Origin of the sequence: Paenarthrobacter sp. NPDC058040, assembly GCF_042885775.1 — a bacterium.
GTDB lineage: Bacteria > Actinomycetota > Actinomycetes > Actinomycetales > Micrococcaceae > Arthrobacter.
In genome coordinates this window covers 30,611-50,855 of record NZ_JBHVRN010000002.1, presented here as the reverse complement: position 1 = coordinate 50,855, position 20,245 = coordinate 30,611, and the positions used below count along the sequence as shown (strand labels likewise).

The following is a 20,245-nucleotide window of genomic DNA, read 5'->3' as shown; positions in this document are numbered from 1 at the left end:
ACCGTCAAGGAAATCCTGTGGAGACGGGATTGTGAAGCTATGATCTACGCAACGCCCTGATCGGAGATGCTGCCGGGGTAGGGAGGGCCCACATGACTTCGAACCCGACGCTTCACGATGTGGCGCGGGCGGCCGGCGTTTCCATCAAGACGGTGTCGAACGTTCTGAATGACAGCCCCAAGGTGGGACCTGTCACCCGCGAGCGGGTGCAGCGCCTGATGTCCGAGATGGGATACCGGCCCAACTTGTCTGCGCGCGGTCTGCGATCCGGCAAGACCGGGGTAATCGGCCTGGCCGTTCCGTCGCTCCGCGAGTCCTACTTCGCCGAACTCGCAGACGACGTTATCCGCGCGGCAGCCAAGCGCGGCCTCCGTGTACTGATCGAGCAGACCAACGGAGACCGCCAGCAGGAACTCTCTGTCCTCTCTGGTGGCCAACTTCGTTTCATCGACGGGTTGTTGTTCAGCCCGGCTGCGCTGGGCCAGCATGATGTCCATGTGCTGGATACTTCCGATCCCCTGATCCTCCTCGGCGAACGCATCTTCGGTGGTCCCACGGACCACGTGACCATGCACAACACTTCATCGGCCAGGGCCGCCGTCGAGCATTTGCTGGCTATTGGCCGGACCCGGATTGCCCTGGTCGGCGCCGCGGCCGCCACGGAGGACGACGCCAGTTCGGCGAGCCTCCGCGAACGTGGATACGTGCAGGCCTTGGAGCAACACGGCATCAAACCCGATCCTTCCCTCATAGTGCGGGGTGGAGTCTGGGGCAGGGAAACGGGTGTGCACGCCGTGCAGCAGCTCCTTGCATCGTGCGTGGAGTTCGACGCGATTTTTGCCCTGAATGACACCCTGGCCCTCGGCGCCCTGAGGGCCCTGGCACAAGCAGGATTGCGTATCCCGGATGACATCGCCCTGATGGGTTTCGACAACCTCGACGAGGGCCGGTACTCCTTGCCATCGCTGAGCAGCGTTGATCCGGGCAGGGCGGAGATCGCTGAGACAGCTGTGGGACTGTTGATGGACCGGATTCAGGATGGTCGCGGCGGACCGGCTCCGCGGACGGTCAAAGCCGGATTCAGGATCGTTCAGCGCGAGTCGACGGGCTTCGGGGGCGGTGAGCCGGGGGCCTGAGCACCGGGCGCAGGCTGGCACCGCGGACAGAAGTAGATATCCCTTTCCTGGCTGCCGTCCGGCGCCGCCAGCAAGCCGTGCTGGATGGGCGTAGCGCACCGCCGGCAGGGTTGGCGGGTTCTTCCGTAGACCCAGTACCCGGGCCGGGTGGCACGCGGGCCAAGGGTGGATCGCCGGCCTGGACCGAGGTTCTCGCCGAGGAGCCGCCTGGCATCATTGACGATCTTCGAAAGGTCCGGAACCTGGCCCACCGGTACGCCCGGATGCACGCCGGACAGGAAACAGGAATCGCAGCGGTAGATGTTGCCGATCCCGGCAAGATTCCGCTGATCCAGCAGGGCATAACCGATGGGAACGTTGGGTTCAGCAAGGAGCCTGCGCAAGGCTTCTTCTTCGTCCCAATCCGGCCCCAGCAAGTCCGGGCCCAGATGGCCAACCACCTTGTCCTCTTCCCCCGTGGGCACCACTTCGAGGATGCCCAGCGAAAACCCCACCGCATCCGCAACGGCGGTCCGCAGCACGCACCGCGCCGTATGGCCCGGCTTGGTCCACCGTCCACCGGGTTCGTAGACCATCCACGAACCCTCCATTTTCAAATGCGAGTGGATGGTGAGGGCACGAGGTTTCCTGCTGGCGCCCGGTTCCGTGTCTTCAGGTCCCACCAGGCGCATCAGCAGATGCTTTCCCCGGGGCACCACCTCGGTCATGGTCCACCCCGCCAGGTTCAGCGTTGCGAAGCGGGGCACGCGGAAGTCCGAGGCCGTGATCACCTGCCCGGCCAGGGCCTGGTTCAGCTTATGGGCGGCACGCCAAACGGAATCTCCCTCAGGCACGGATCCGCAATCCCTTCGGCGTCGAGTAGGCTCCCGCAGCGGCCAAGGCTGCGGCTATGGGCGTTTCGAGGAGGTCGTGTCCGTTGACTTTCTCCATGAACAGCTTGTCCACGGCGCCTCGACGGACCACGCCCACCAACGCCTCTGCTGCGACCGTCAGTGCCGCGTCGTCGTGGCTGAAGGTGAGCAGCGTCTTTCCGCCGCGTTCGACGTAAAGGACCAACGCGCCGTCGACCATCACTACCAACGCTCCCGCCTTCCTGCCTGGCCGGTGCCCCGAACCGGCGTCGCCGGCCACCGAAGGCCAAGGGAGGGCAGCGCCATACGGGTTGGCGGGGTCGGTGGCCGCCAGGGCCAGTGCCGACGGTTCCGCCTTGGCGATGCGGGAGTCCTCCGTGAAGGAACGCAGCCGGTCTACGGTGGCAGGTACCGCAAACTGGGCCGCGCCGAGGTGCTCAATGAAGTATCCGCGGCGGCAACGCCCGGCTTCCTCGAGCCGTGCGAGGACCTTGTACATCAGCCCGAACCCGCCCAGGATGTTCTCGGCCATGACAGAACCGCGGGTGACTACCCCGTAGCGGTCCAGGAGGAGTTCGGCTGTGCCGCGGGCGTGGATGGTTGGGTCCAGTTCGGGCATGGGCAGCGCGGACCAGCGTCCGACGGCGAGTGGCGGCGTGGGTGCCTGCGTGGCCACGGATCCGTAGCGGCCGCCGGTCAGTCCGGGCGATCCGAGGAGTCCTGCGCCGTGGCGTCCGAGGCGGCTCATGCGGGGAGCGCGGGCCCTCGGTGCCTTGGCGACCTGTCGGTGTGCCGTCCGTCCGCCCGCGATCATGGCACGGACAGGGGCGAAGGTATCTCCCGTGACCCGGCCGGCCCACACGAGGTCCCATAGGGCGGAAACCACGGCATCGTCACTCAGCACGGCATCCATTCCACCGGCAACTTCCGTGAGCTGCCGGAAGAAATAGCCGCCGCCCGCCCCCAGATACTCCAGCAGACGTTGCTGCGCGTCGCCGGGTTCAAAGTCCGGGGACGGGTTGAGCGTGAGCTCGGCAGAATCGGCCACGTGCAGGCTGATCCACCCATCATTTCCGGGCAGGGATCCCGCGCCTGACCAGAGCAGTTCGCCTGCTGCCATGAGTTCGTCGAGCATGGCAGGTTTGTAGTCGGCCACACGGCTGGCCAGCACCAGTGGCTCCCACGCCGATGCGGGAACCGGAACTCCTGACAGCTGGTCAACCGCAGTGATGATGCCATCCAGTCCGCGGAGCGCCTGGCTGCGGGACTTGCCGGGTGCAGTGACGTTTTGCCACGCGGGAAGAAATCGGCCGTAAGCCGCGGCGTCGACGGGCTCCACTTCGGCCCGCAGCGCCGCGAGCGAACGGCGACGGAGCTTCCGAAGGACCTCGGCATCGCACCACTCGCTGGAGGGCGGGGCTTCGACGCCCATCACCTCCGCGTCGGGTGCTTGTGTGGCGGGCGCAGTGGCGTGCGGGCGGAACTCGCCCTCCACTACCCGGCCGTCGGCAGCCAACCGTTTCAGGGCTGTATTGACGACGGCGACTCCCAGTCCCAAGCGGGTGGCCGCCTCAGCTGCAGTGAACGGCCCGTGGGTCCGGGCATGCCTGGAAACGAGGTCACCCAGGGGATCGTTGACCGGCTCGATGAAGGCCAACGGAACACCCATGGGCAAGGGGACACCGATGGCGTCGCGCAGCCGGGCGGCGTCTTCCACCGCGGCGAAACGTTCGACGCCGCCAATGGTCACCTTGAGCGCGCGGTTGGCTTTTTGGAGTGCCAGGAGGTGTGATTCGGCGTCGGCGGCGCTGCCATGGGGCTCCAGTTGGTCCGCCGAGTCGTTCAACGGCGCAGTCTCCGCCGGACTCTCCAGCCCGGGCGATTCCTGGATCCGGATGGCTTCACCTTGGTCTGTTGCTTGGAGGCGTTCGGCCACTTCTTCGATCGCCAAAGGACCAAGCAAACGCAGCAGGTCTGCGACCCCCTCCATTCCGCGCGCGCGGCGGTCTGGAACCAGCCTTTGCAACTCGCGCTCGGTGGTGTGGATGACCTGGGCGTCCAGGAGTTCGCGAAGTTCCACGCGCCCCAGCAGTTCATTCAGGAGCGTGGAGTCCAAGGCCAGGGCAGCGGCACGCCGCTCGGCAAGTGGAGAATCGCCCTCGTAGAGGAACTGGGCCACGTAGCCAAACAACAATGACTTTGCGAAAGGGGAGGGCTGCTGGGTAGTGGTCTGGACGATCCTCAGCTCACGGCGTTCAACCGATGCGGCGATGTCCTTCAACGCAGGGAGGTCGTACACATCCTGCAGGCACTCCCGCACGGTTTCGAGCACGATGGGAAACGCCGGGTACTTCTTGGCGACGTCCAGCAATTGGGCCGACCGTTGGCGCTGCTGCCACAGGGGTTGGCGCTTGGTGGGATTCTGGCGCGGCAACAGCAAAGCGCGGGCGGCACATTCGCGGAACCGGGACGCGAACAAGGCACTGCCGCCCACTTCGGCGGTGACGATTTGTTCGAGCTCTTCGGGATCAAAAAGGAAAAGCTCAGCACCCGGCGGCTCGTCCTCCATCATGGGGACGCGGAGCACGATGCCGTCGTCAGCTGCCATGGCGGAACCATCCAGGCCGTACCGTTGCTGGAGGCGCTGGCCTACTGCGAGGGCCCAGGGCGCGTGGACCGGCATACCGAACGGGCTGTGCAGGACCACCCGCCAGTCGCCCAGTTCATCGTGGAAGCGTTCAACCACCAAGGTGCGGTCGCTTGGGACGACTTCGGTGGCTTGCTTTTGCTCCTCCAGGTATTGCAGCAGGTTGCCGGCAGCGAACGCGTCCAATCCGCTGGCCTGGCACCGCTCCATCGCCGGAGCGGGATCGGCAGCCGATAGCTCGCGGATGAACGCACCGAGGGCGCGGCCAAGATCCACGGGTCGACCCAAGGAATCGCCCTTCCAGAACGGCAGTTTCCCGGGCTGGCCGAAAGCGGGGGAAACCAGCACGCGGTCGTGGGTGATGTCCTCGATTTTCCAACTGGTGGCCCCGAGCGCGAAGATGTCTCCCACCCGGGACTCGTAGACCATTTCCTCGTCGAGTTCGCCCACCCGCCGGCCGCCCTTGGCCGCCCGGGTTGAGGCACTGGGACCGTCCGCGTCGCCGGTTGTGCCTGTTCCCTCCACCTCGGTGCCGATGATGTAGACGCCGAACAAACCCCTGTCCGGGATGGTTCCGCCCGAGGTGACCGCCAGGCGCTGGGAGCCGGGCCTGCCTTCGATGGTTCCTGCATGCCGGTCCCACACGATGCGCGGCCGGAGCTCGGCGAATTCGTCGGAGGGGTACCGGCCCGCCAGGAGGTCCAACGTTGCCTCGAACGCGGAGCGGGGCAGGCTGGCAAAGGGCGCGGATCTGCGGACGGTGCTGAACCACTCTTCGACGTCGATGCTGCCCAAAGCCGTAGCCGCCACGGTCTGTTGCGCCAGGATGTCCAGCGGGTTGGTGGGAATGCTGAGCCGCTCAATCTGGCCGCTGAGCATCCGTTCCACGGTGACACTCGTGTGCAGCAGGTCCGCCCGGTGCTTCGGGAACAGGACGCCTTCGGAGATCTCGCCCACCTGGTGTCCCGCACGGCCCACGCGTTGCAGGCCGCTGGCAACGGAAGGCGGCGATTCAACCTGGATGACCAGGTCCACGGCGCCCATATCGATGCCGAGTTCCAAGGATGACGTGGCAACGACGCAGCGCAGCCTGCCGGATTTCAAATCATCCTCGATCATGGCTCGCTGGTCCTTGGACACTGAGCCGTGGTGGGCCCTCGCCAGCACGGGGTCGGCACCGGTGGTGCTTCCGGCCTGGGCCATCATGTGCGCGGGAGTCGCGGTGGAGACCGGGACCTTGGCAGGGGTATCCCAAACCGATCCGGATTCGGCCATCAGCTGCCGCTCCGCGTAGATCTCGTTGAGCCGGGCCGTCAGGCGTTCCGCCAGGCGACGGGAGTTGGCGAACACGATGGTGGATTGCTTGGAGAGGACAAGATCCACGATCTGTTCCTCTACATGCGGCCAGATGGAGGCTTGCGGCTGCAGTCCTGACGCGGGACCGGAGTCGAAGGCCCCGGCAGCACCCTGGAGGTCGGACATGTCCTCCACAGGCACGGTGACCGTGAGGTTCCAATTCTTCTTGGACGGCGGAGCCACGATCTCCACCGGAGCCTGACCCGCCAGGAACTGCGCCACGAGTTCCCGCGGTTGCACGGTGGCCGACAGTCCGATGCGCTGGGCAGGCTTTGGCAAGAGCGCATCGAGCCGTTCCAAGGACACAGCAAGGTGGGCGCCACGCTTGGTGCCGGCCACGGCGTGGACTTCGTCAATGATCACCGTGTCCACTTCGCTGAGCGTTTCCCGGGCACGGGAGGTCAGCATAAGGAACAAGGATTCGGGGGTGGTGATGAGGATGTCCGGCGGGTTGGTCAACAGCGTGCGGCGGTCTGCCGCCGTCGTATCTCCGGAGCGGACGCCGACGGTCACAAGCGGTGCGGGCAGCCCCAAACGCTTGGCGGTTTGGGTGATTCCGATCAGCGGAGAGCGAAGATTGCGTTCCACGTCGACGCCGAGGGCTTTCAGCGGCGAGATGTAGAGGACCCGGGTCTTGGTCTTGGGCTTTTTGGCACGCTTGCCGCCGACTGGGTCCGGAACGTCTTCAAGGCCGGGCAGGGTGTCCGTTGGCGAGGAATGCAAGCGGTCCAAAGCCCACAGGAACGCAGCGAGCGTCTTGCCTGAACCTGTTGGAGCCACCACCAAGGCGTGGGATCCCGAGGAGATCGCGTTCCAGGCCCCGTCCTGGGCAGGCGTGGGCACGGAAAATGCGCCGAGGAACCATTCCCTGGTTGCCTGGCTGAACCGGCTCATGGCGCCAGTAGGCGCCTGCTGCTCCTGCATTCCTCCATCATGCCCCACGGCCCCGACAGAATAAGGTCCGGACCGTGGGGCGATGGTCAGACGGCCTGGAAGGCGGTAATGGTCAGGAGCTTGATGCCGGCATTGCTGCAGGCGTCATGCGGTTCTGCGACAAAGAGCGATGCTGTGTCTTCCGGCGGGTAGATCCGGTAGCCAGCGGCGGCAACCTTGGTGCAGTCGCCGTAATTTCCGGCCTGGGTGTAGCGGAGTTCGGCCCAGGCAGCCTTGCCAGGGGCCAGCTCGATCTTGGTCACCGGAACCGTGGTCTCACGCGTGGCAGGCTCGCCGATAGGTGCACCGTTGGCGTCGGCCGTCAGCGAAACACCGGCGAAGCCCTCCAGGATGCAGGGTGCGGAGCCCGAGTTGGTCAGGATCAGCTTCTCGTAGATGCTGCCCGCAGCGCCGCCGCCGGTTGAGTCGGTGGCGACCGTCAGCGAGGAAGCCTTGCACAGGGCCGGACCTGCCGGAGCCGCGGACGTTGCCGGCGCCGAAGGCGACGTGGAAGCGGAGGGCGAAGCCGACGTCGACGAGGGCGAGGGGGTTGCCGAGGTGGGCGGGGCGCTGCTGCTTCCCGCAGGACTGGGGCTGGGTCCGCAGGCGGCAATGAGCAGCAGCGAGGCGACCGCCGTCGTCGTTATAAGTCCGGTTTTGATGCGCTGAGTCCACATGGGCACCAGCCTTGCCGGGGCCGTGGCGCGAGTCAATCGAGCCACGGCCCCGACGGGGGATTGGCGCCCGGATCGTGATCTTTCGGGCGCCTGACCAGCTACTTCGTTGCTTTGGAACGGCGGAAGAACGCCGCCGCACCCAGGACCAGACCAGCGATACCGGCCAGCATGCCTGCCCAGCTGCGGGCCGTGGAGCCATCATCGGTCACGGAGGAAGCCTGTTCCGTGGACACCGTGGCAGCTGCGTGGTGGTCACCTTCTGCATCGGGCGCGGTGATGGTCACCGAAGGTGCCGGGGACTTCAGGTCGTGCTCGTTCTGGCCGTCCTTGGCTATTTCCGACCAGTTTGTCTGGCCCTGTTCACACGTCTGCAGCGTGGGGAAATAGATGGTCTTGCCCGCTGCGTCCGGCAGCTTCACGGACAGGACCAAGGCATCGCGCAGGTGCGGGTCCAGGGGAGTCTTGGCAGTGTAGACGATCTGGCTGGTCCGCTTGGTGATGGAGGTGCCGTCGTCGAGCTTCTTGGGCTCGGCGAGCGTCTCCGTCACCTTTTCCACGGTCCAGTTCGGGTTGACCGTGGGCTGGGCATCGGTCAGTTCCTGCGGCAGGGTGATGGCCACTTTGGTTGTGGGGGAAGTGTCGCAGCCGTGCGGAATGCCGAAGGTCACCAGTGCGTAGGAGTTTGCGGCGGTCTTGTCCGGAGTGGCACCGACGTGGGCTGATGCCCCGGCGAGGCCCGCCATCATCAGGGCGGCGGTACCACCGGCTACGGCGGTTGCGGACAGGCTGCGGCGGAGGGCGGAGTTCTTCACGGGATATGCCTTTCAAGGTGCGCCTCATGGGTGGCGCGGGGGTACGGGTTTGGAGCCCGTCACCTGGAAAGGCGGTGCCGGGCGGAACTACGGAAGTACGACGGTGGCGGGCGGGCCGCGGCGGCTGTCTTGCCTGAGGTTCCGCCAGGGGCGGGGGATGAAGACGTTGGGTGCGCCGACGGCGAGCGGTGCGGCACCGGCGTCGGGCTTGAAAAGCAAGGACGGGAGCGCCACCAGCGGCCGCAACCACGCGGCGAGCTGCCAGAGGGCGTCCTCGCCCTTTGCCAATACGGCCGCGGACGCGATGGTCGCCAGGACGTGCGCGATGAACATGAGGGCACCGGCGGTGGTGCCAAGCTCGTGGAGGTGGGTGGCCGGATCCAAGACAGGCGTCAGCGATTCTGTCCCAAGGTGGTGGCTACCGTTGGATGCGGCCACATCGATCGGAGCCAGGGCAGTGAAAGCCTCGTGGAGCATGAGTTGGCTGGTACCCAGGAGCGTTGCCATCGCCACGAAGTTGAGTTTGAACCGGGTGGCGAGCGTGGTGGCCAGGCCCGTCAAGGCGAGGAGCGCCAGCAGGACCGGAGCCGTGGGGAGCGACCCTCCGCCGAAAACGTGGGCGCCGGACGCAAGGAGCACGATGACGAGCGCGATGGCGGCGGACCGCACGGCGTGGAAGGGCGACCGGGGCTGCGAAGTGCGCACGGAGTCCTCCCTCTTGTTGGCGCGGCTGCGGCTTCGATTCTATCGGGAGTTCGTTGCCCGGCCGTCCTTGGATGGCTTCGTGACCGACTCCGACGCGGCGACCGCCCGGGGCCCAGTCGCGGCGCTTGCGGCGATGGTGATGAGTGCGCCGAGGATCATGGCTGCTCCTTCGCCCGGCTGCAGGAGGTGCAGTTGCGAGCCGATGGTTGCCGCTGCCACGGGAACACCCAGTTGCGATGCCGACAGCACGGCTAAGGGGAACGGCTGCCCGAGCACGCGCATCGCGGAGTGGACCAGGAGCGTGCCTGTTCCGAGGCAAACGCCCAGGAGGATCATTTGTGGGTTGGCTGCGAGGTCATTCAGGTTCAGGGAAGCCCCGAGCCACACGAAGAAGACCGGCCCCAGGAAGCCGTCGCTGACGGCGAAAAGCTGGTGGGCCAGGCGTCGTGGTTCGCCCACCGCCGCCACGGCCAGGCCAAAGGAGAAGCCCGCCAGCATCACGGACACATGGCCCAGGACTGCCAACCCGGCCAACGCGAACAACAAGGCCAACTGGATCCGAAGCTCAAGGGCAAACTTACGGTCTTCGGAAACGTCGTGCAGGCGGCCTCGCGTGCCGCTGCGTTCCAACGCACGGAGCACGAAGAAGAGGACGAGCGCACTGACGGCCACCGCCGTGGCACCCAGTGCCGCCCGCCCGGCATTGGGTGGATCGACGGCCAGTGGCAGCGCGACAATGCAGGCAATGTCCGCGATGGCCACTTGGGCTGTCATGGTCAGGACTTTGGGCCCGTGGAGCTTTAAGGAGTCGACGATCGGGAGTACCAAAGCCGCGGAAGACGATGCCAGCAACACGATGTACAGCGGTGCATGCCCCGTGCCGAAGACGGCCGCTGTTCCAATTCCTGTGGCGACGGCCAGGACAGCTGCCGCTCCGGCCCTGGCGGCCCCACTGCCCAAGGCTGCCCGGATGGCCTTGTCACGGACGGGAACGTGTGTTCCGGCAACGAACATGATCAGCGCGAAGCCTACGTCGGCAATCAGCGTGAAGGTCGGGTCGCCGGGGTCCACCAGATGCAATCCGGTTCGGCCTATGAGGACTCCCGCCAGGAGCTGGCCGAGAACCACCGGCAAATGCCACTTCCTGGGCAACGCCAGGAGTGGGCCCAACAGGGCCACCGCCGAAATCAGGGAAAGCTGAAGGAACGTCAACGGTTTCGTTCAGGCAGGCGGGTGAACGTTGGTCCCGGTGGTGCGGGCACACGGGCAGGATCGGTGGTGGACCGACGACGGCGGAGCTCAAGTTTCAGGCTCTCCTCGCCTTGGACCATGGCCCAGTGGTGGTTCGCCGAGAAAGCCGGTTTGAGGAGCCAACTCAATCTGCGCAGCAGGGGTTTTGCCGTGCTGACTCGCCAGTCATAGGTGATCACAACCTCAGGGCCGTCCGTCTCGAAGGTCCAGCGGCCGGTTCCGTTGAGGTCGCCCTTGGCCGTGAGCGCAAATCCGTGGAGCGTCACCGGCTCCGTGACCGTCAGCCTCCAACGCAGCGTGTAGGGGAGCCAGCCCTTGGTATGGAGATCGAACGAGTTGCCCGTCCCACCTGGGTTTCCGGTGCTTACGGGCGTCACGTCCAGGTAGACGGCAGGCCACCACTGTTTCAGCGTCCCCGCATCTCCCAGGACATCCACCACTTCCTGGAGCGTTCCGGCCACGCGCCACACGGTGACGAACTCGTAGTCGGTGCTCTTGACTGTCTTGCTGGTCGACCCGGCCATTGTTGCCTCCACCGTCCGTGCGGCTCCGAGGGTGTCCTTGTGGCATCCGTGATTAATGTACCGCCGGGCGGCGCGAGGGGTTAGATCCCGGGGTATTAGCCCGGGCATAGGGCTGGGACCTCACTCCTCGGTGGGGGCATGGGGAGCGCTGCCCATCCCTGCACCGCAACCGCGCGGGTTAGCATGGACCGAAATTCTCCATCGAAAGGATTTACTCATGCGTAAAACAACACGACGCATCACTTTGGCACTCACGTCTGTTGCGGCCAGCCTTGTCCTCGGCGGCACGCTCAGTGTTGCTGCTCCTGCACCGGCCCAGGCGGCCGGACGATGCGTCGACTACAACTACAGCTATGGCGGCTACTCCAGCTGCGTGGGCAATATCCAGACCCTGTTGAATGCCTTCCGCACACGCATCGGTTCGCCGTACGGAACCCTTGCCGTGGACAACGCCTACGGACCGGCAACCCGCAACGCGGTCATCGGATTCCAGCGCTACTGGGGTCTGCAGGCGGATGGCATCGTAGGCCCGCGAACGTGGAACATTCTTTGTGCGCCGCAGATGGGGCCCGGCCCGATCAGCTGGTACCCGTACTCGGCTGCACGGGCTTCGGGGTGCAACATCTGATTGCTGCTTTAAGTGGTAGATGTTATCCACAGGCGACGGAAAGCGGTTTCGCGCTTTGACGGAACTCCCGGCAGATTAGGCGTCACCCCGTCCCTGCTTTGGCGCATCCCTGCATGCGTCGAAAGGAATTCCATGAGCCACGATCAGCCAAACATGACCAAGCCGGTCACCTGCACCAGGCCGTATGCCCGTGCTGCAGAGAACGGCAAACTCCTGGCCGTTGACATTAGTGCGGAAACTACGCCTGAGTTGGCCAATGCTGTGATTCCGAAGTTCGACTTGAGCGGCTACGACTTCAAGTTCATCGGTTCGGATGGCAAGACCTTCAACGGTTCCCTCGGTGGCTCTGCAACCTATTCGTGCCTTGACGATTCCGAGACCTTCCCTGTCGCCGGGATGGGTCCGGGTGAGAAGGCACGGGGCATGATTGTCTTGGACGTACCCGCAAGCTCGGGAACGCTGATCCTCAGGCCGGCCCTTTCCGGCGGCTTTGAATACAAGTTCTAGCCAAAGCGAAAGACCCCGGTTCCCTTTGCAAAAGCAGGGAACCAGGGCCTTTCTACGTGGCGGTGACGGTGGGATTTGAACCCACGTTGGCTTTTACACCAAACAACATTTCGAGTGTTGCACCTTCGGCCGCTCGGACACGTCACCAACTGAAATAGGGTACCGGAGGTGGGCGCAGTTCCCCAAAACGGGCCGACAATCGTGGTGGGGGACACAAAGCAACTTCCGTCCAAGCAAACCCTGAGGATAGATTCGTAAGTATCATGACGATCTCCGAAGAACGTGCCGCACCCAACGAAGCCGAGGCCTACTGGATCACCGCAAACGGCCACGGTGAACTGCGTCGCGAAGAGCTCCCGGTCCCACGCGAAAGCGAAGCCCTTGTAAGAACCCTCTACTCAGGGGTCAGCCGCGGCACGGAACGTGTAGTCCACGGCGGACACGTCCCGCAGAGGGTCGCCGAACGCATGCATGCCCCGCACCAGGAGGGGGACTTCCCGGGACCGGTGAAGTATGGCTACCTGAACGTCGGCGTCGTGGAACAGGGACCAACGGAGTGGGTGGGCAGGACTGTGTTCAGCCTGCACCCGCACCAGGATTACTACGTGGTTCCCACCAGCCAACTCACCGAGATCCCCAAGAACGTCCCGGCCCGCCGGGCTGTCCTTACCGGCATCGTGGAGGTGGCCGTCAACGCACTCTGGGAAGCCGGGCCGCGGCTGGGTGACCGGGTCGCCGTCGTCGGAGGTGGTTTGGTGGGCGGCGCCTTGGCGACGCTCCTGCGAAAGTTCCCGCTCGGCCGGCTCCAGCTCGTGGACGCCGACCCGGAGAAGGAAAAGCTGGCGCAAACACTCGGCATCGACTTCGCCCTTCCGGAAAACGCCCAGAACGACTGCGACATCGTCTTCCACTGCTCCGCCACCGACGAAGGCCTCAAACTCAGCCTGCAATTGGCAGGGGATGATTCGGACGTCATCGAGCTTTCCTGGTTCGCGGACAAGGAGGTCACGCTGCCGCTCGGGGAGGACTTTCACGCCCGTCGGCTGAGCATCCGCTCCAGCCAAGTAGGCGCCGTCGCCCTCCCCAGAAGGCACAGGCGGACCACCGCGCAGAGACTCGAAACCGCAGCAGAAGCCCTCAAGGACCCGTTGTTCGACACGTTCCTCACCAGCGAATGCCTGTTCCGTAACCTGCCCGCCACGCTCGCTACCCTGTTGGAACGGCCCGGCGGCTTCTGCCACGTGGTCGCCTACCCCAAGCCGGAGGAGTAAGACATGTTCAGCCTGACCGTCCGACGCTATTTCATGATTGCCCACAGTCTTCCCCGCGAGGCATTCGGCCCGGCACAGGGCCTGCACGGAGCCACGTTCGTGGCTGAGGTCAGCTTTCGCCGCCCAACTCTCAACGGCGATTCGATAGTCCTGGACATCGGCGTGGCCGGCCGCATCCTCGAGGATGTCCTGGCAGACCTGAACTACAAGAACCTGGACGAGCACGCCGCTTTCGCGGGCAAGCTTTCCACCACCGAGGCCCTCGCCCAGCACATCGCCGGGGCAGTTGCGGCCCGGATCACCGAAACCCCCGACGGCAGGGCGCTCGCCGGCATCGACGTCGTCCTCCGGGAGAACCCCGACGCTTGGGCGGGCTTTTCGCTGGAGCTCCCGGGCACCTAGGTGGACGTCCGGCTTATTGTCCCGGGGAATGTCCGGCACGGTTCGGGAGGCAACAAGTACAACGCAAACCTGGCGGGGCACTTGGGTGCCCTGGGTGCCGATGTTGAGACAGTAACGGTCGACGGCGATTGGCCGGTGGGCAGCGCCGTGGACAGGAAACGGTTCGCGGACGCGCTCGACGGCGGCACAACCGTGATTGCCGACGGCCTGGTGGCCAGTGGGTCGCCCGACGAGGTGGCGGCAGCAGTAGGCCGAGGTACAAAAGTGTGGATCCTCTCGCACATGGCGCTCGCCGATCACCCGGCGCTTGAAGCAAAGGCGTTGGCTGCGGCTACGGGCGTCATTTGTCCCAGTGAGCACGCCGTCGCGGAACTGCAGGCGAAGTACGGACACGTGGACGCCGTGGTGGCTCGGCCCGGCGTCGAGCCTGGGGACGTGGCCGTCGGTTCGGAACCCCCGCGCATCGTTGCTGTGGCCGCACTCCTGCCCAACAAACAACAAAAAATGCTCGTGGAAACGTTGAGCCAACTCCGCGACCTGCCATGGAGTGCCGCGCTTATTGGCTCACCCGACGCCGACCCGGCTTACGCCGCCGAGGTGAGGGCCGCCGTCGTGAATCATGGGCTGGACGGTCGCATCGCACTTACCGGCGAGCTCAGCGGGCGGGCCCTCGAGGACCAGTGGCACGCTGCCGACGTGAGCGTCCTTGTCTCGCGGTCGGAGGCGTTCGGCATGGTGGTGGTGGAGTCGTTGGCCCATGGGGTGCCGGTGCTGGTGCGGCAAGGGACCGGTGCCGTGGAGGCGCTGGGTAGCTGGGGTGCGGGGGCAGCCGTCGAAGGTAGCCCCGCAGCCTTGGCGCGGACCCTCCGCAGATGGCTCACGGACCCTGCCCTCCAGGATGCGTGGCGGACTGCGGCCCACCATGCCCGACGCGGCCTTCCCGGCTGGGACACTACTGCCGCGACGATCTTGAACGCCCTCGCAGTTCCACCGAGTTGACACTTAACGACAGTCCCAAGGGCTGCGACTGTCGTTAAGTGCCAACTCGCGGGATCGACGGTGCACAATGGGGCCATGACACCCTCAGTGCCCGCCGCTGCCACGCTCACGCCCGAACGACTCCGCGCGTGGGCCTGGCACAAACAGGGTCTCGACGGTTCCCTCCATGGCAAGTCCTCCGAGGAAGTCCTGCACCACGCCGGCTGGGCGCGTTCGGTGGGCGGCGCCAACCCGTACCTGGGCCTCTTCGCCCGGGCAGGCATCAGCCGTGAGCAGGCCGACCGGGACGTCAAAGCGCTGAGGATCCACGAACTCCCGGTTGCCCGGGGCTGCACATATGTCCTGGGCCAAAGCGACTACGGCTGGGGCCTCCAAGTGGGCCGCGACTCCGCTTTGGCCTCGTTCAAGGTGCTGGCCCGGTTGGGCGTGGAGCGCGGCGAGATCACCCTTCTCGAAGACGAAGTGGAACACCTCCTCAAGGAAGCGGGCGCTCCGTTGGACCCCAAGCAACTCAAGGACGAGCTCGGCGACTCCGTCCGCAGCCTTGGCGAGGAGGGCAAGAAGAAGGGTGCCGCCACCACGCTGCCCACGGCCCTTGGCCTCCTCCAGGCGGACGGCCGCATCCGCCGAGTCCCCGTCAATGGCCGCCTGGACCAGCAGCGCTACGCCTATACCTCGTGGAACCTGCCGCCCAGCGGAATGGACGACGACGGCGCGCGCCGCCTGCTGCTCGAACGCTACTTGCGCTGGACTGGCGGAGCGACGCTGAAACAGAGTCAGTGGTTCACGGCTTTTACCGTCGCCCAGACGAAGGCTGCGCTTGCCGCCGTCGGGGCCTCCGAGGTGACCACGGCGGGCGGCGACGTGCTCTGGATGCTGCCTGCCGACGTCGAACGCTTGGGCGACTTCGACGAACAACGCGAGGAGCAGATCCAACTGCTCGCCGGCACGGACTCACTGGTCCTCCACAGGCGCAACTCAGCGGACATGTTCGCCGACCAGGACAAGGGAAAGAAGGTCCTGGACACGACGTTGGCGCTCCAGGCTGATCTCCCGGACCACCCCATCCTGGACCGAGGGCGGATCATCGGGCTGTGGCAATACGATCCCGGCAAGGCACGTATCGCGGCATGGACCTTCGCCGAACCGACCGCTGCCGTGACGCAACGGATCGCCGAGGTGGAGGCGTGGATCCGCGACGAACTCGGTGATTTCCGGTCCTTCAGCCTGGATTCCCCGGCGTCGCGGCAAATCCGGATCGATGCGTTGGACGAGGCTGCCGGGCGCTAAGCCCTACCCGGAGCCGTACGGCCGGGTGATGGCCTCGAGGAGGTGCCCGTCGGGATCCTGGAAGTAGATCCCCCGGCCGCCGTCGTTGTGGTTGATCTGGTGCGCGCGTGTCCTGGAGGGGTCGGCCCAATAGTCGACGTGTTCAGCCGTGATCCGCAGGAAAATCTGGTCGAACTCCTTCTCGCTGACCAGGAACGCGTAGTGCTGCGGCACCACCTTTCCCTCGGCGCCAAGGAAGTCCAGCGTCACGCCGTTTTCCAAAGCAACCGTGACGAAGGACCACATGGGCTGCGGCGAGGGAAGCCCGAAGATGTGGGCCAGGAACGCCGCGGACCGGTGCTTGTCCGTGGCGTAGACGATGGTGTGGTTGAAACTGACGGCCATGGCTTGCTCCCAAAGGATGCGGCAAACAACTCAGGCGGGGGAGCGGTGCTCCCCCGCGGGTACGCGATGGGCTTTGAAGAAGTCCTTCAGCAACCCGGCGCATTCGTCCTCGCGCACGCCCGTGTAGACCTCCACCCAATGGTTGAGGCGGCGCTCGCGGAGGATGTCGAAGACGGAACCAACAGCCCCGGCTTTCTCGTCCCACGCCCCAAACACGACGCGCGGGATCCGGGCCAGGACGATCGCCCCGGCACACATGGCGCACGGTTCCAGCGTGACAACAAGGGTGCAGTCTTCCAAACGCCACCCGTCACCGCCTTCGCCCAGTTCGAGCGCATGCCGTTGCAGCGCAGCGGCAGCCTGGCGGATCGCGACGATTTCGGCGTGCGCCGTGGGGTCTCCGTGCGCTTCCCGTTCGTTGCGACCCGAACCCAGCACGCCGCCGTCGGGCCCTAAAACCACGGCCCCGATGGGCACGTCGTCCGTTTCCAACGCCAGCCGGGCCTCATCCAGGGCAAGGCCCATCCAAGCACTGTGTTCTGCGTGATACGGCTCGGTAGGGCTCATGTCTCAATGATAGTTTTGGGGGATGCGCACACTCGTCGTGGACCACCCGCTGGTCGCTCACAAGCTCACCGTACTGCGGGACAAGAACACCCCTTCACCGGTCTTCCGGCAACTTACCGAAGAACTCGTCACGCTGCTGGCCTACGAGGCCACCCGCGAGGTCAAGACCCAGCCGGTGGAAATTGAGACCCCGGTTACCAGGACCATCGGCACGGCCTTCACCAAGCCCACTCCTTTGGTGGTCCCCATCCTCCGTGCCGGCCTGGGCATGCTTGAGGGCATGACCAAGTTGGTTCCCACGGCCGAGGTTGGCTTCCTGGGCATGGCCCGTGACGAGGAAACCCTGGACATCATCACCTACGCCGAGCGCCTCCCCGAGGACCTCACCGGCCGCCAGGTGTTCGTCCTGGACCCGATGCTCGCTACCGGTGGCACGCTGCGCGAAGCCATCAAGTTCCTTTTCAAGCGCGGCGCCTCGGACGTCACGTGCATCTGCCTGCTGGCCGCTCCCGAGGGCCTGTCCAAGCTGGAAGAGGAACTCGCGGACAAGAACGTGAAGATCGTCCTGGCTTCCATTGACGAGAAGCTCAACGAGAAGTCGTACATCGTTCCTGGCCTGGGCGACGCCGGCGACCGCCTGTACGGTATCGCGGGCTAGCTGCGCCACCCCTACCGCTTTCCACCGGGCCCCGTTAGCCTGTGGCGCATGGACTGGAAACTTGAACTGGTGTTTGTCCCTGTGTCCGACGTGGATCGCGCGAAGGATTTCTACGTCAACAAGGTCGGTTTCAACGCCGACTTCGATGAGCGTCCAACCGACGACATCCGCTTTGTCCAACTCACTCCACCCGGCTCGGCATGTTCCATCGCGATCGGGGAGGGCTTGTCCGACGCGCCCGCGGGCAGTGCGCCGTCGCTCCAGATTGTGGTCAGCGACATCAACAAAGCCCACGAACAGCTCAAGGCCAACGGCGTGGACGTCAGCGATATCGATGTCCAGGACTGGGGCCACTTTGTGTACTTCGCGGACCCCGACGGCAATAAGTGGGCGGTGCAGTACATCCCGCACCGTCCGAATGGCTAGTCACTGTCCCAACGAACAGGTCACGTAGAGCGCACTGTGCGGCAGGATGGAAGCATGAGCCTTCCTGCCGCACAGTCTTTGCCAACCCAGCCGCGGACCCTCACGGTCCGTGCCGTTCTCTTCGACATGGACGGCACACTGGTGGATTCAACCGCGATCGTGGAGCAAGTCTGGCTTGAATTCGCGGAGCGCTACGGGCTGGACTACCAGGAGATCCTGCGGACTTCCCATGGCGTCCAGGCTGGTGACACGGTGCGCCGCTACGCTCCGGACGGATCCGACGTCGTCGCCCTCACCGCGGAGTTGGGTGAGATGGAACGCAACCGCACGGACGGCATTATCGCCCTTCCCGGCGCCGAAACCCTCCTGGAAGCCCTCCCGGACGACGCCATCGCGCTGGTCACCTCAGCCGACCGCATCCTGGCGGATATCCGCATGCAGGCTGCCGGGCTGACCATGCCCACGACGGCGGTTACCGCCGAAGCTGTCACGCGCGGCAAGCCGCATCCGGAGGGATACCTCAAAGCTGCGGAGTTGCTGGGCGCGGAACCGGCCGACGTCGTGGTTTTCGAAGACGCCCCAGCAGGCATCGCGGCAGCCCGCGCCGCAGGTATGCGCACCGTGGTGGTCGGCGACGCCGGCGGGGAACTGGAGCCGGGAATGTGGCGGATTCCGCACTATTCGGCGGTGACCGTCAAGGCAATTAAGGACGACGACGGCGACCACCTCATCACGCTCACGCTGTAGCCAGGTCAGCGCGCTGTTCCGACCGCTGAAGCGGGAGTAGGCTGTGCGCATGTCTGCGTTGCCGGAGGCATACGGTGCGGCCTTGGAGCGTGCCATGGTGCACGCTACCGATTGGCTCGCCTCGGTGCCAACACGTCCAGTCCGTCCCCAGTACGACGCCGACCAGGTCGCCTCGAGCCTCCTGCCGCGCCTCCCTGACGAAGCCACCGAAGCATCGGCTGTGGTGGACGAACTGGCAGCGTTGGCTGAGCCCGGGCTGATGGCCATCCAGTCCGGACGCTTCTTCGGCTGGGTCATGGGCGGCACGCTTCCCGCCGCCATGGCCGCCGACTGGTTGGTCTCCGCATGGGACCAGAACACCGGACTGCGCTTTGCCACTCCAGCCGCAGCCGCGATCTAGGAATCAGCGGCGGCCTGGTTGTTGGACCTGCTCCATCTTCCTGATACCGCCGATGTTGGCTTCACCACCGGAGCCACCACGGCGAATTTCGTGGGACTCGCGGCAGGACGTCAGTACCTGATGGACGAGGCCGGCTGGGATTTGGAAGGACTGGGACTCTCCGGCGCTCCCCGGATCACCACCTTCGCCGGGCGGGAACGGCATGCGGCCGTGGACCTTGCCCTCCGGTACCTCGGCTTGGGCTCGTGCGTGCCGGTGGACGCGGATGAACAAGGCCGGATCCTGCCGGATGCCTTGGCCGACGCCATGGACCAGCAACCGGGTCCGTCCTTGGTGAGCCTGCAGGCAGGGAACCTGCATTCGGGCGCTTTTGATCCCATGACCGAGGCCATCAACGTGGCCCACGACCGCGGTGCCTGGGTACACGTTGACGGTGCTTTTGGCCTGTGGGCCGCCATAAGCCCGGTGCTGCGCGAGCGGCTTGCCGGAGTGGAGTTGGCGGATTCCTGGGCCACCGATGCCCACAAGACGCTCAACGTCCCCTACGACTGCGGCCTTGCCATTGTTTCCCGTCCCGAGTCCTTGCGGCGGGCGTTCAGTGTCCATACGAGCTACCTGATCGCCACGGACAAGAGCCTGGGCGACCCTCTGGAGAAGGTGCCGGAGATGTCCCGCCGGGCACGCGGCATCCCCGTGTGGGCTGCTTTGCGGCAACTCGGCCGCGCCGGGGTCATTGCCATGGTGGAGCAACTGGCCGCGAATGCACGGGCGTTGTCCGAGGGGCTCGCGGCGATTCCCGGCGTCGAGGTCCTGAACGATGTGGTCTTCACCCAGGTGTCCGTGAGCTTCGGAAGCGACGACCGAACGCGCCGCGTCACCCAGCGTCTGATGGCCGAGGGGGCTGTGTGGATGTCCGGATCCTCCTGGCGGGGGAGGGACATCCTCCGTATCTCCGTTAGTAACTGGTCCACGGATTCGGACGATGTCGCGACGTCCGTGGAAGCCGTCCGCCGGGCACTGGAGCACGAGCCGGAGGGCTAGTCTCTGGCTCGACCGCGAGGCTACGCACCCGTT

Annotated in this window: 19 protein-coding genes, 1 tRNA gene and 1 pseudogene; 11 read left to right on the top strand and 10 right to left on the bottom strand. The window is 65.5% G+C overall.

The window, feature by feature from the left end:
• Nucleotides 1-92: 92 nt before the first annotated feature.
• A complete protein-coding gene (locus ACFVSJ_RS03065) occupies nucleotides 93-1,136 on the top strand; it encodes a LacI family DNA-binding transcriptional regulator (protein ID WP_387434287.1) in 1,044 nt (347 codons plus the stop codon).
• Here the strand turns inward: ACFVSJ_RS03065 and ACFVSJ_RS03060 are convergent.
• The 7 genes from ACFVSJ_RS03060 to ACFVSJ_RS03030 all read right to left on the bottom strand — a co-directional run bounded on the left by ACFVSJ_RS03060 (nucleotide 1,091) and on the right by ACFVSJ_RS03030 (nucleotide 10,892).
• The gene (locus ACFVSJ_RS03060) at nucleotides 1,091-1,969 is read right to left on the bottom strand and encodes a DNA-formamidopyrimidine glycosylase family protein (RefSeq protein ID WP_387434284.1); all 879 of its coding nucleotides are present in this window, start codon (nucleotides 1,967-1,969) and stop codon (nucleotides 1,091-1,093) included. The two genes, ACFVSJ_RS03065 and ACFVSJ_RS03060, sit on opposite strands and share 46 nt — an antisense overlap.
• A complete protein-coding gene (locus ACFVSJ_RS03055; RefSeq protein WP_387434282.1) occupies nucleotides 1,962-6,914 on the bottom strand; it encodes a DEAD/DEAH box helicase in 4,953 nt (1,650 codons plus the stop codon). The genes ACFVSJ_RS03060 and ACFVSJ_RS03055 overlap by 8 nt, the downstream gene beginning before the upstream one ends.
• A gap of 56 nt (nucleotides 6,915-6,970) precedes the next feature.
• Nucleotides 6,971-7,600, bottom strand: a complete 630-nt coding sequence (locus ACFVSJ_RS03050) for a DUF4232 domain-containing protein (RefSeq protein ID WP_387434281.1) — start codon at nucleotides 7,598-7,600, stop codon at nucleotides 6,971-6,973.
• A gap of 98 nt (nucleotides 7,601-7,698) precedes the next feature.
• Nucleotides 7,699-8,412: a YcnI family protein gene (locus ACFVSJ_RS03045; protein WP_387434278.1), complete on the bottom strand. Its 714-nt coding sequence runs from the start codon at nucleotides 8,410-8,412 to the stop codon at nucleotides 7,699-7,701.
• 87 nt (nucleotides 8,413-8,499) lie between these two features.
• Nucleotides 8,500-9,117, bottom strand: coding sequence for a hypothetical protein (locus ACFVSJ_RS03040; protein WP_387434275.1), 618 nt, complete (start codon nucleotides 9,115-9,117; stop codon nucleotides 8,500-8,502).
• 39 nt (nucleotides 9,118-9,156) lie between these two features.
• Nucleotides 9,157-10,329 (bottom strand): cation:proton antiporter, encoded by a 1,173-nt coding sequence (locus ACFVSJ_RS03035; protein ID WP_387434272.1) that lies wholly within the window; start codon nucleotides 10,327-10,329, stop codon nucleotides 9,157-9,159.
• Complete coding sequence (locus tag ACFVSJ_RS03030; RefSeq protein ID WP_387434271.1) at nucleotides 10,326-10,892, bottom strand: SRPBCC family protein; 567 nt, start codon at nucleotides 10,890-10,892, stop codon at nucleotides 10,326-10,328. Before ACFVSJ_RS03030 ends, ACFVSJ_RS03035 begins: the two co-directional genes overlap by 4 nt.
• Before the next feature lie 217 nt (nucleotides 10,893-11,109).
• Here ACFVSJ_RS03030 and ACFVSJ_RS03025 point away from each other — a divergent pair, with 217 nt between their 5' ends.
• Together ACFVSJ_RS03025 and ACFVSJ_RS03020 are read left to right on the top strand one after the other, a co-directional pair.
• Nucleotides 11,110-11,520 carry a peptidoglycan-binding protein gene (locus tag ACFVSJ_RS03025; RefSeq protein WP_387434268.1) on the top strand — a complete coding sequence of 137 codons (411 nt, stop codon included), beginning with the start codon at nucleotides 11,110-11,112 and terminating at the stop codon, nucleotides 11,518-11,520.
• A 132-nt stretch (nucleotides 11,521-11,652) separates the two neighbouring features.
• Complete coding sequence (locus ACFVSJ_RS03020) at nucleotides 11,653-12,027, top strand: hypothetical protein (protein ID WP_387434266.1); 375 nt, start codon at nucleotides 11,653-11,655, stop codon at nucleotides 12,025-12,027.
• A gap of 57 nt (nucleotides 12,028-12,084) precedes the next feature.
• On the opposite strand, the gene ACFVSJ_RS03015 is transcribed toward ACFVSJ_RS03020, so the two are convergent.
• Nucleotides 12,085-12,174, bottom strand: a tRNA-Ser gene (locus ACFVSJ_RS03015).
• A gap of 116 nt (nucleotides 12,175-12,290) precedes the next feature.
• Between ACFVSJ_RS03015 and ACFVSJ_RS03010 the strand changes: the two genes are divergently transcribed.
• The 4 genes from ACFVSJ_RS03010 to ACFVSJ_RS02995 all read left to right on the top strand — a co-directional run bounded on the left by ACFVSJ_RS03010 (nucleotide 12,291) and on the right by ACFVSJ_RS02995 (nucleotide 15,989).
• Nucleotides 12,291-13,298 (top strand): zinc-binding alcohol dehydrogenase, encoded by a 1,008-nt coding sequence (locus ACFVSJ_RS03010; protein WP_387434264.1) that lies wholly within the window; start codon nucleotides 12,291-12,293, stop codon nucleotides 13,296-13,298.
• Nucleotides 13,299-13,301: 3 nt separating this feature from the next.
• Nucleotides 13,302-13,700: a 6-pyruvoyl tetrahydropterin synthase family protein gene (locus ACFVSJ_RS03005; protein WP_387434262.1), complete on the top strand. Its 399-nt coding sequence runs from the start codon at nucleotides 13,302-13,304 to the stop codon at nucleotides 13,698-13,700.
• Entirely contained in the window at nucleotides 13,701-14,699 is a 999-nt protein-coding gene (locus ACFVSJ_RS03000; RefSeq protein ID WP_387434259.1) for a glycosyltransferase family 4 protein, read from the top strand.
• A 75-nt stretch (nucleotides 14,700-14,774) separates the two neighbouring features.
• The gene (locus ACFVSJ_RS02995) at nucleotides 14,775-15,989 is read left to right on the top strand and encodes a DNA glycosylase AlkZ-like family protein (RefSeq protein ID WP_387434256.1); all 1,215 of its coding nucleotides are present in this window, start codon (nucleotides 14,775-14,777) and stop codon (nucleotides 15,987-15,989) included.
• 3 nt (nucleotides 15,990-15,992) lie between these two features.
• Here ACFVSJ_RS02995 and ACFVSJ_RS02990 read toward each other — a convergent pair whose 3' ends face one another.
• Together ACFVSJ_RS02990 and tadA are read right to left on the bottom strand one after the other, a co-directional pair.
• Nucleotides 15,993-16,373, bottom strand: coding sequence for a VOC family protein (locus ACFVSJ_RS02990; protein WP_387434254.1), 381 nt, complete (start codon nucleotides 16,371-16,373; stop codon nucleotides 15,993-15,995).
• A gap of 30 nt (nucleotides 16,374-16,403) precedes the next feature.
• Entirely contained in the window at nucleotides 16,404-16,940 is a 537-nt protein-coding gene (tadA, locus tag ACFVSJ_RS02985; RefSeq protein WP_387434252.1) for a tRNA adenosine(34) deaminase TadA, read from the bottom strand.
• A 22-nt stretch (nucleotides 16,941-16,962) separates the two neighbouring features.
• Here tadA and upp point away from each other — a divergent pair, with 22 nt between their 5' ends.
• From upp to ACFVSJ_RS02965, 4 genes and pseudogenes are all read left to right on the top strand, one after another.
• Complete coding sequence (gene upp, locus ACFVSJ_RS02980) at nucleotides 16,963-17,598, top strand: uracil phosphoribosyltransferase (RefSeq protein ID WP_387434250.1); 636 nt, start codon at nucleotides 16,963-16,965, stop codon at nucleotides 17,596-17,598.
• Between the two features lie 48 nt (nucleotides 17,599-17,646).
• Nucleotides 17,647-18,024, top strand: coding sequence for a VOC family protein (locus ACFVSJ_RS02975; RefSeq protein WP_387434247.1), 378 nt, complete (start codon nucleotides 17,647-17,649; stop codon nucleotides 18,022-18,024).
• A gap of 54 nt (nucleotides 18,025-18,078) precedes the next feature.
• A complete protein-coding gene (locus ACFVSJ_RS02970) occupies nucleotides 18,079-18,771 on the top strand; it encodes an HAD-IA family hydrolase (protein ID WP_387434245.1) in 693 nt (230 codons plus the stop codon).
• A gap of 49 nt (nucleotides 18,772-18,820) precedes the next feature.
• A pseudogene (locus ACFVSJ_RS02965) lies at nucleotides 18,821-20,212 on the top strand (pyridoxal phosphate-dependent decarboxylase family protein).
• Nucleotides 20,213-20,245 lie beyond the last annotated feature (33 nt).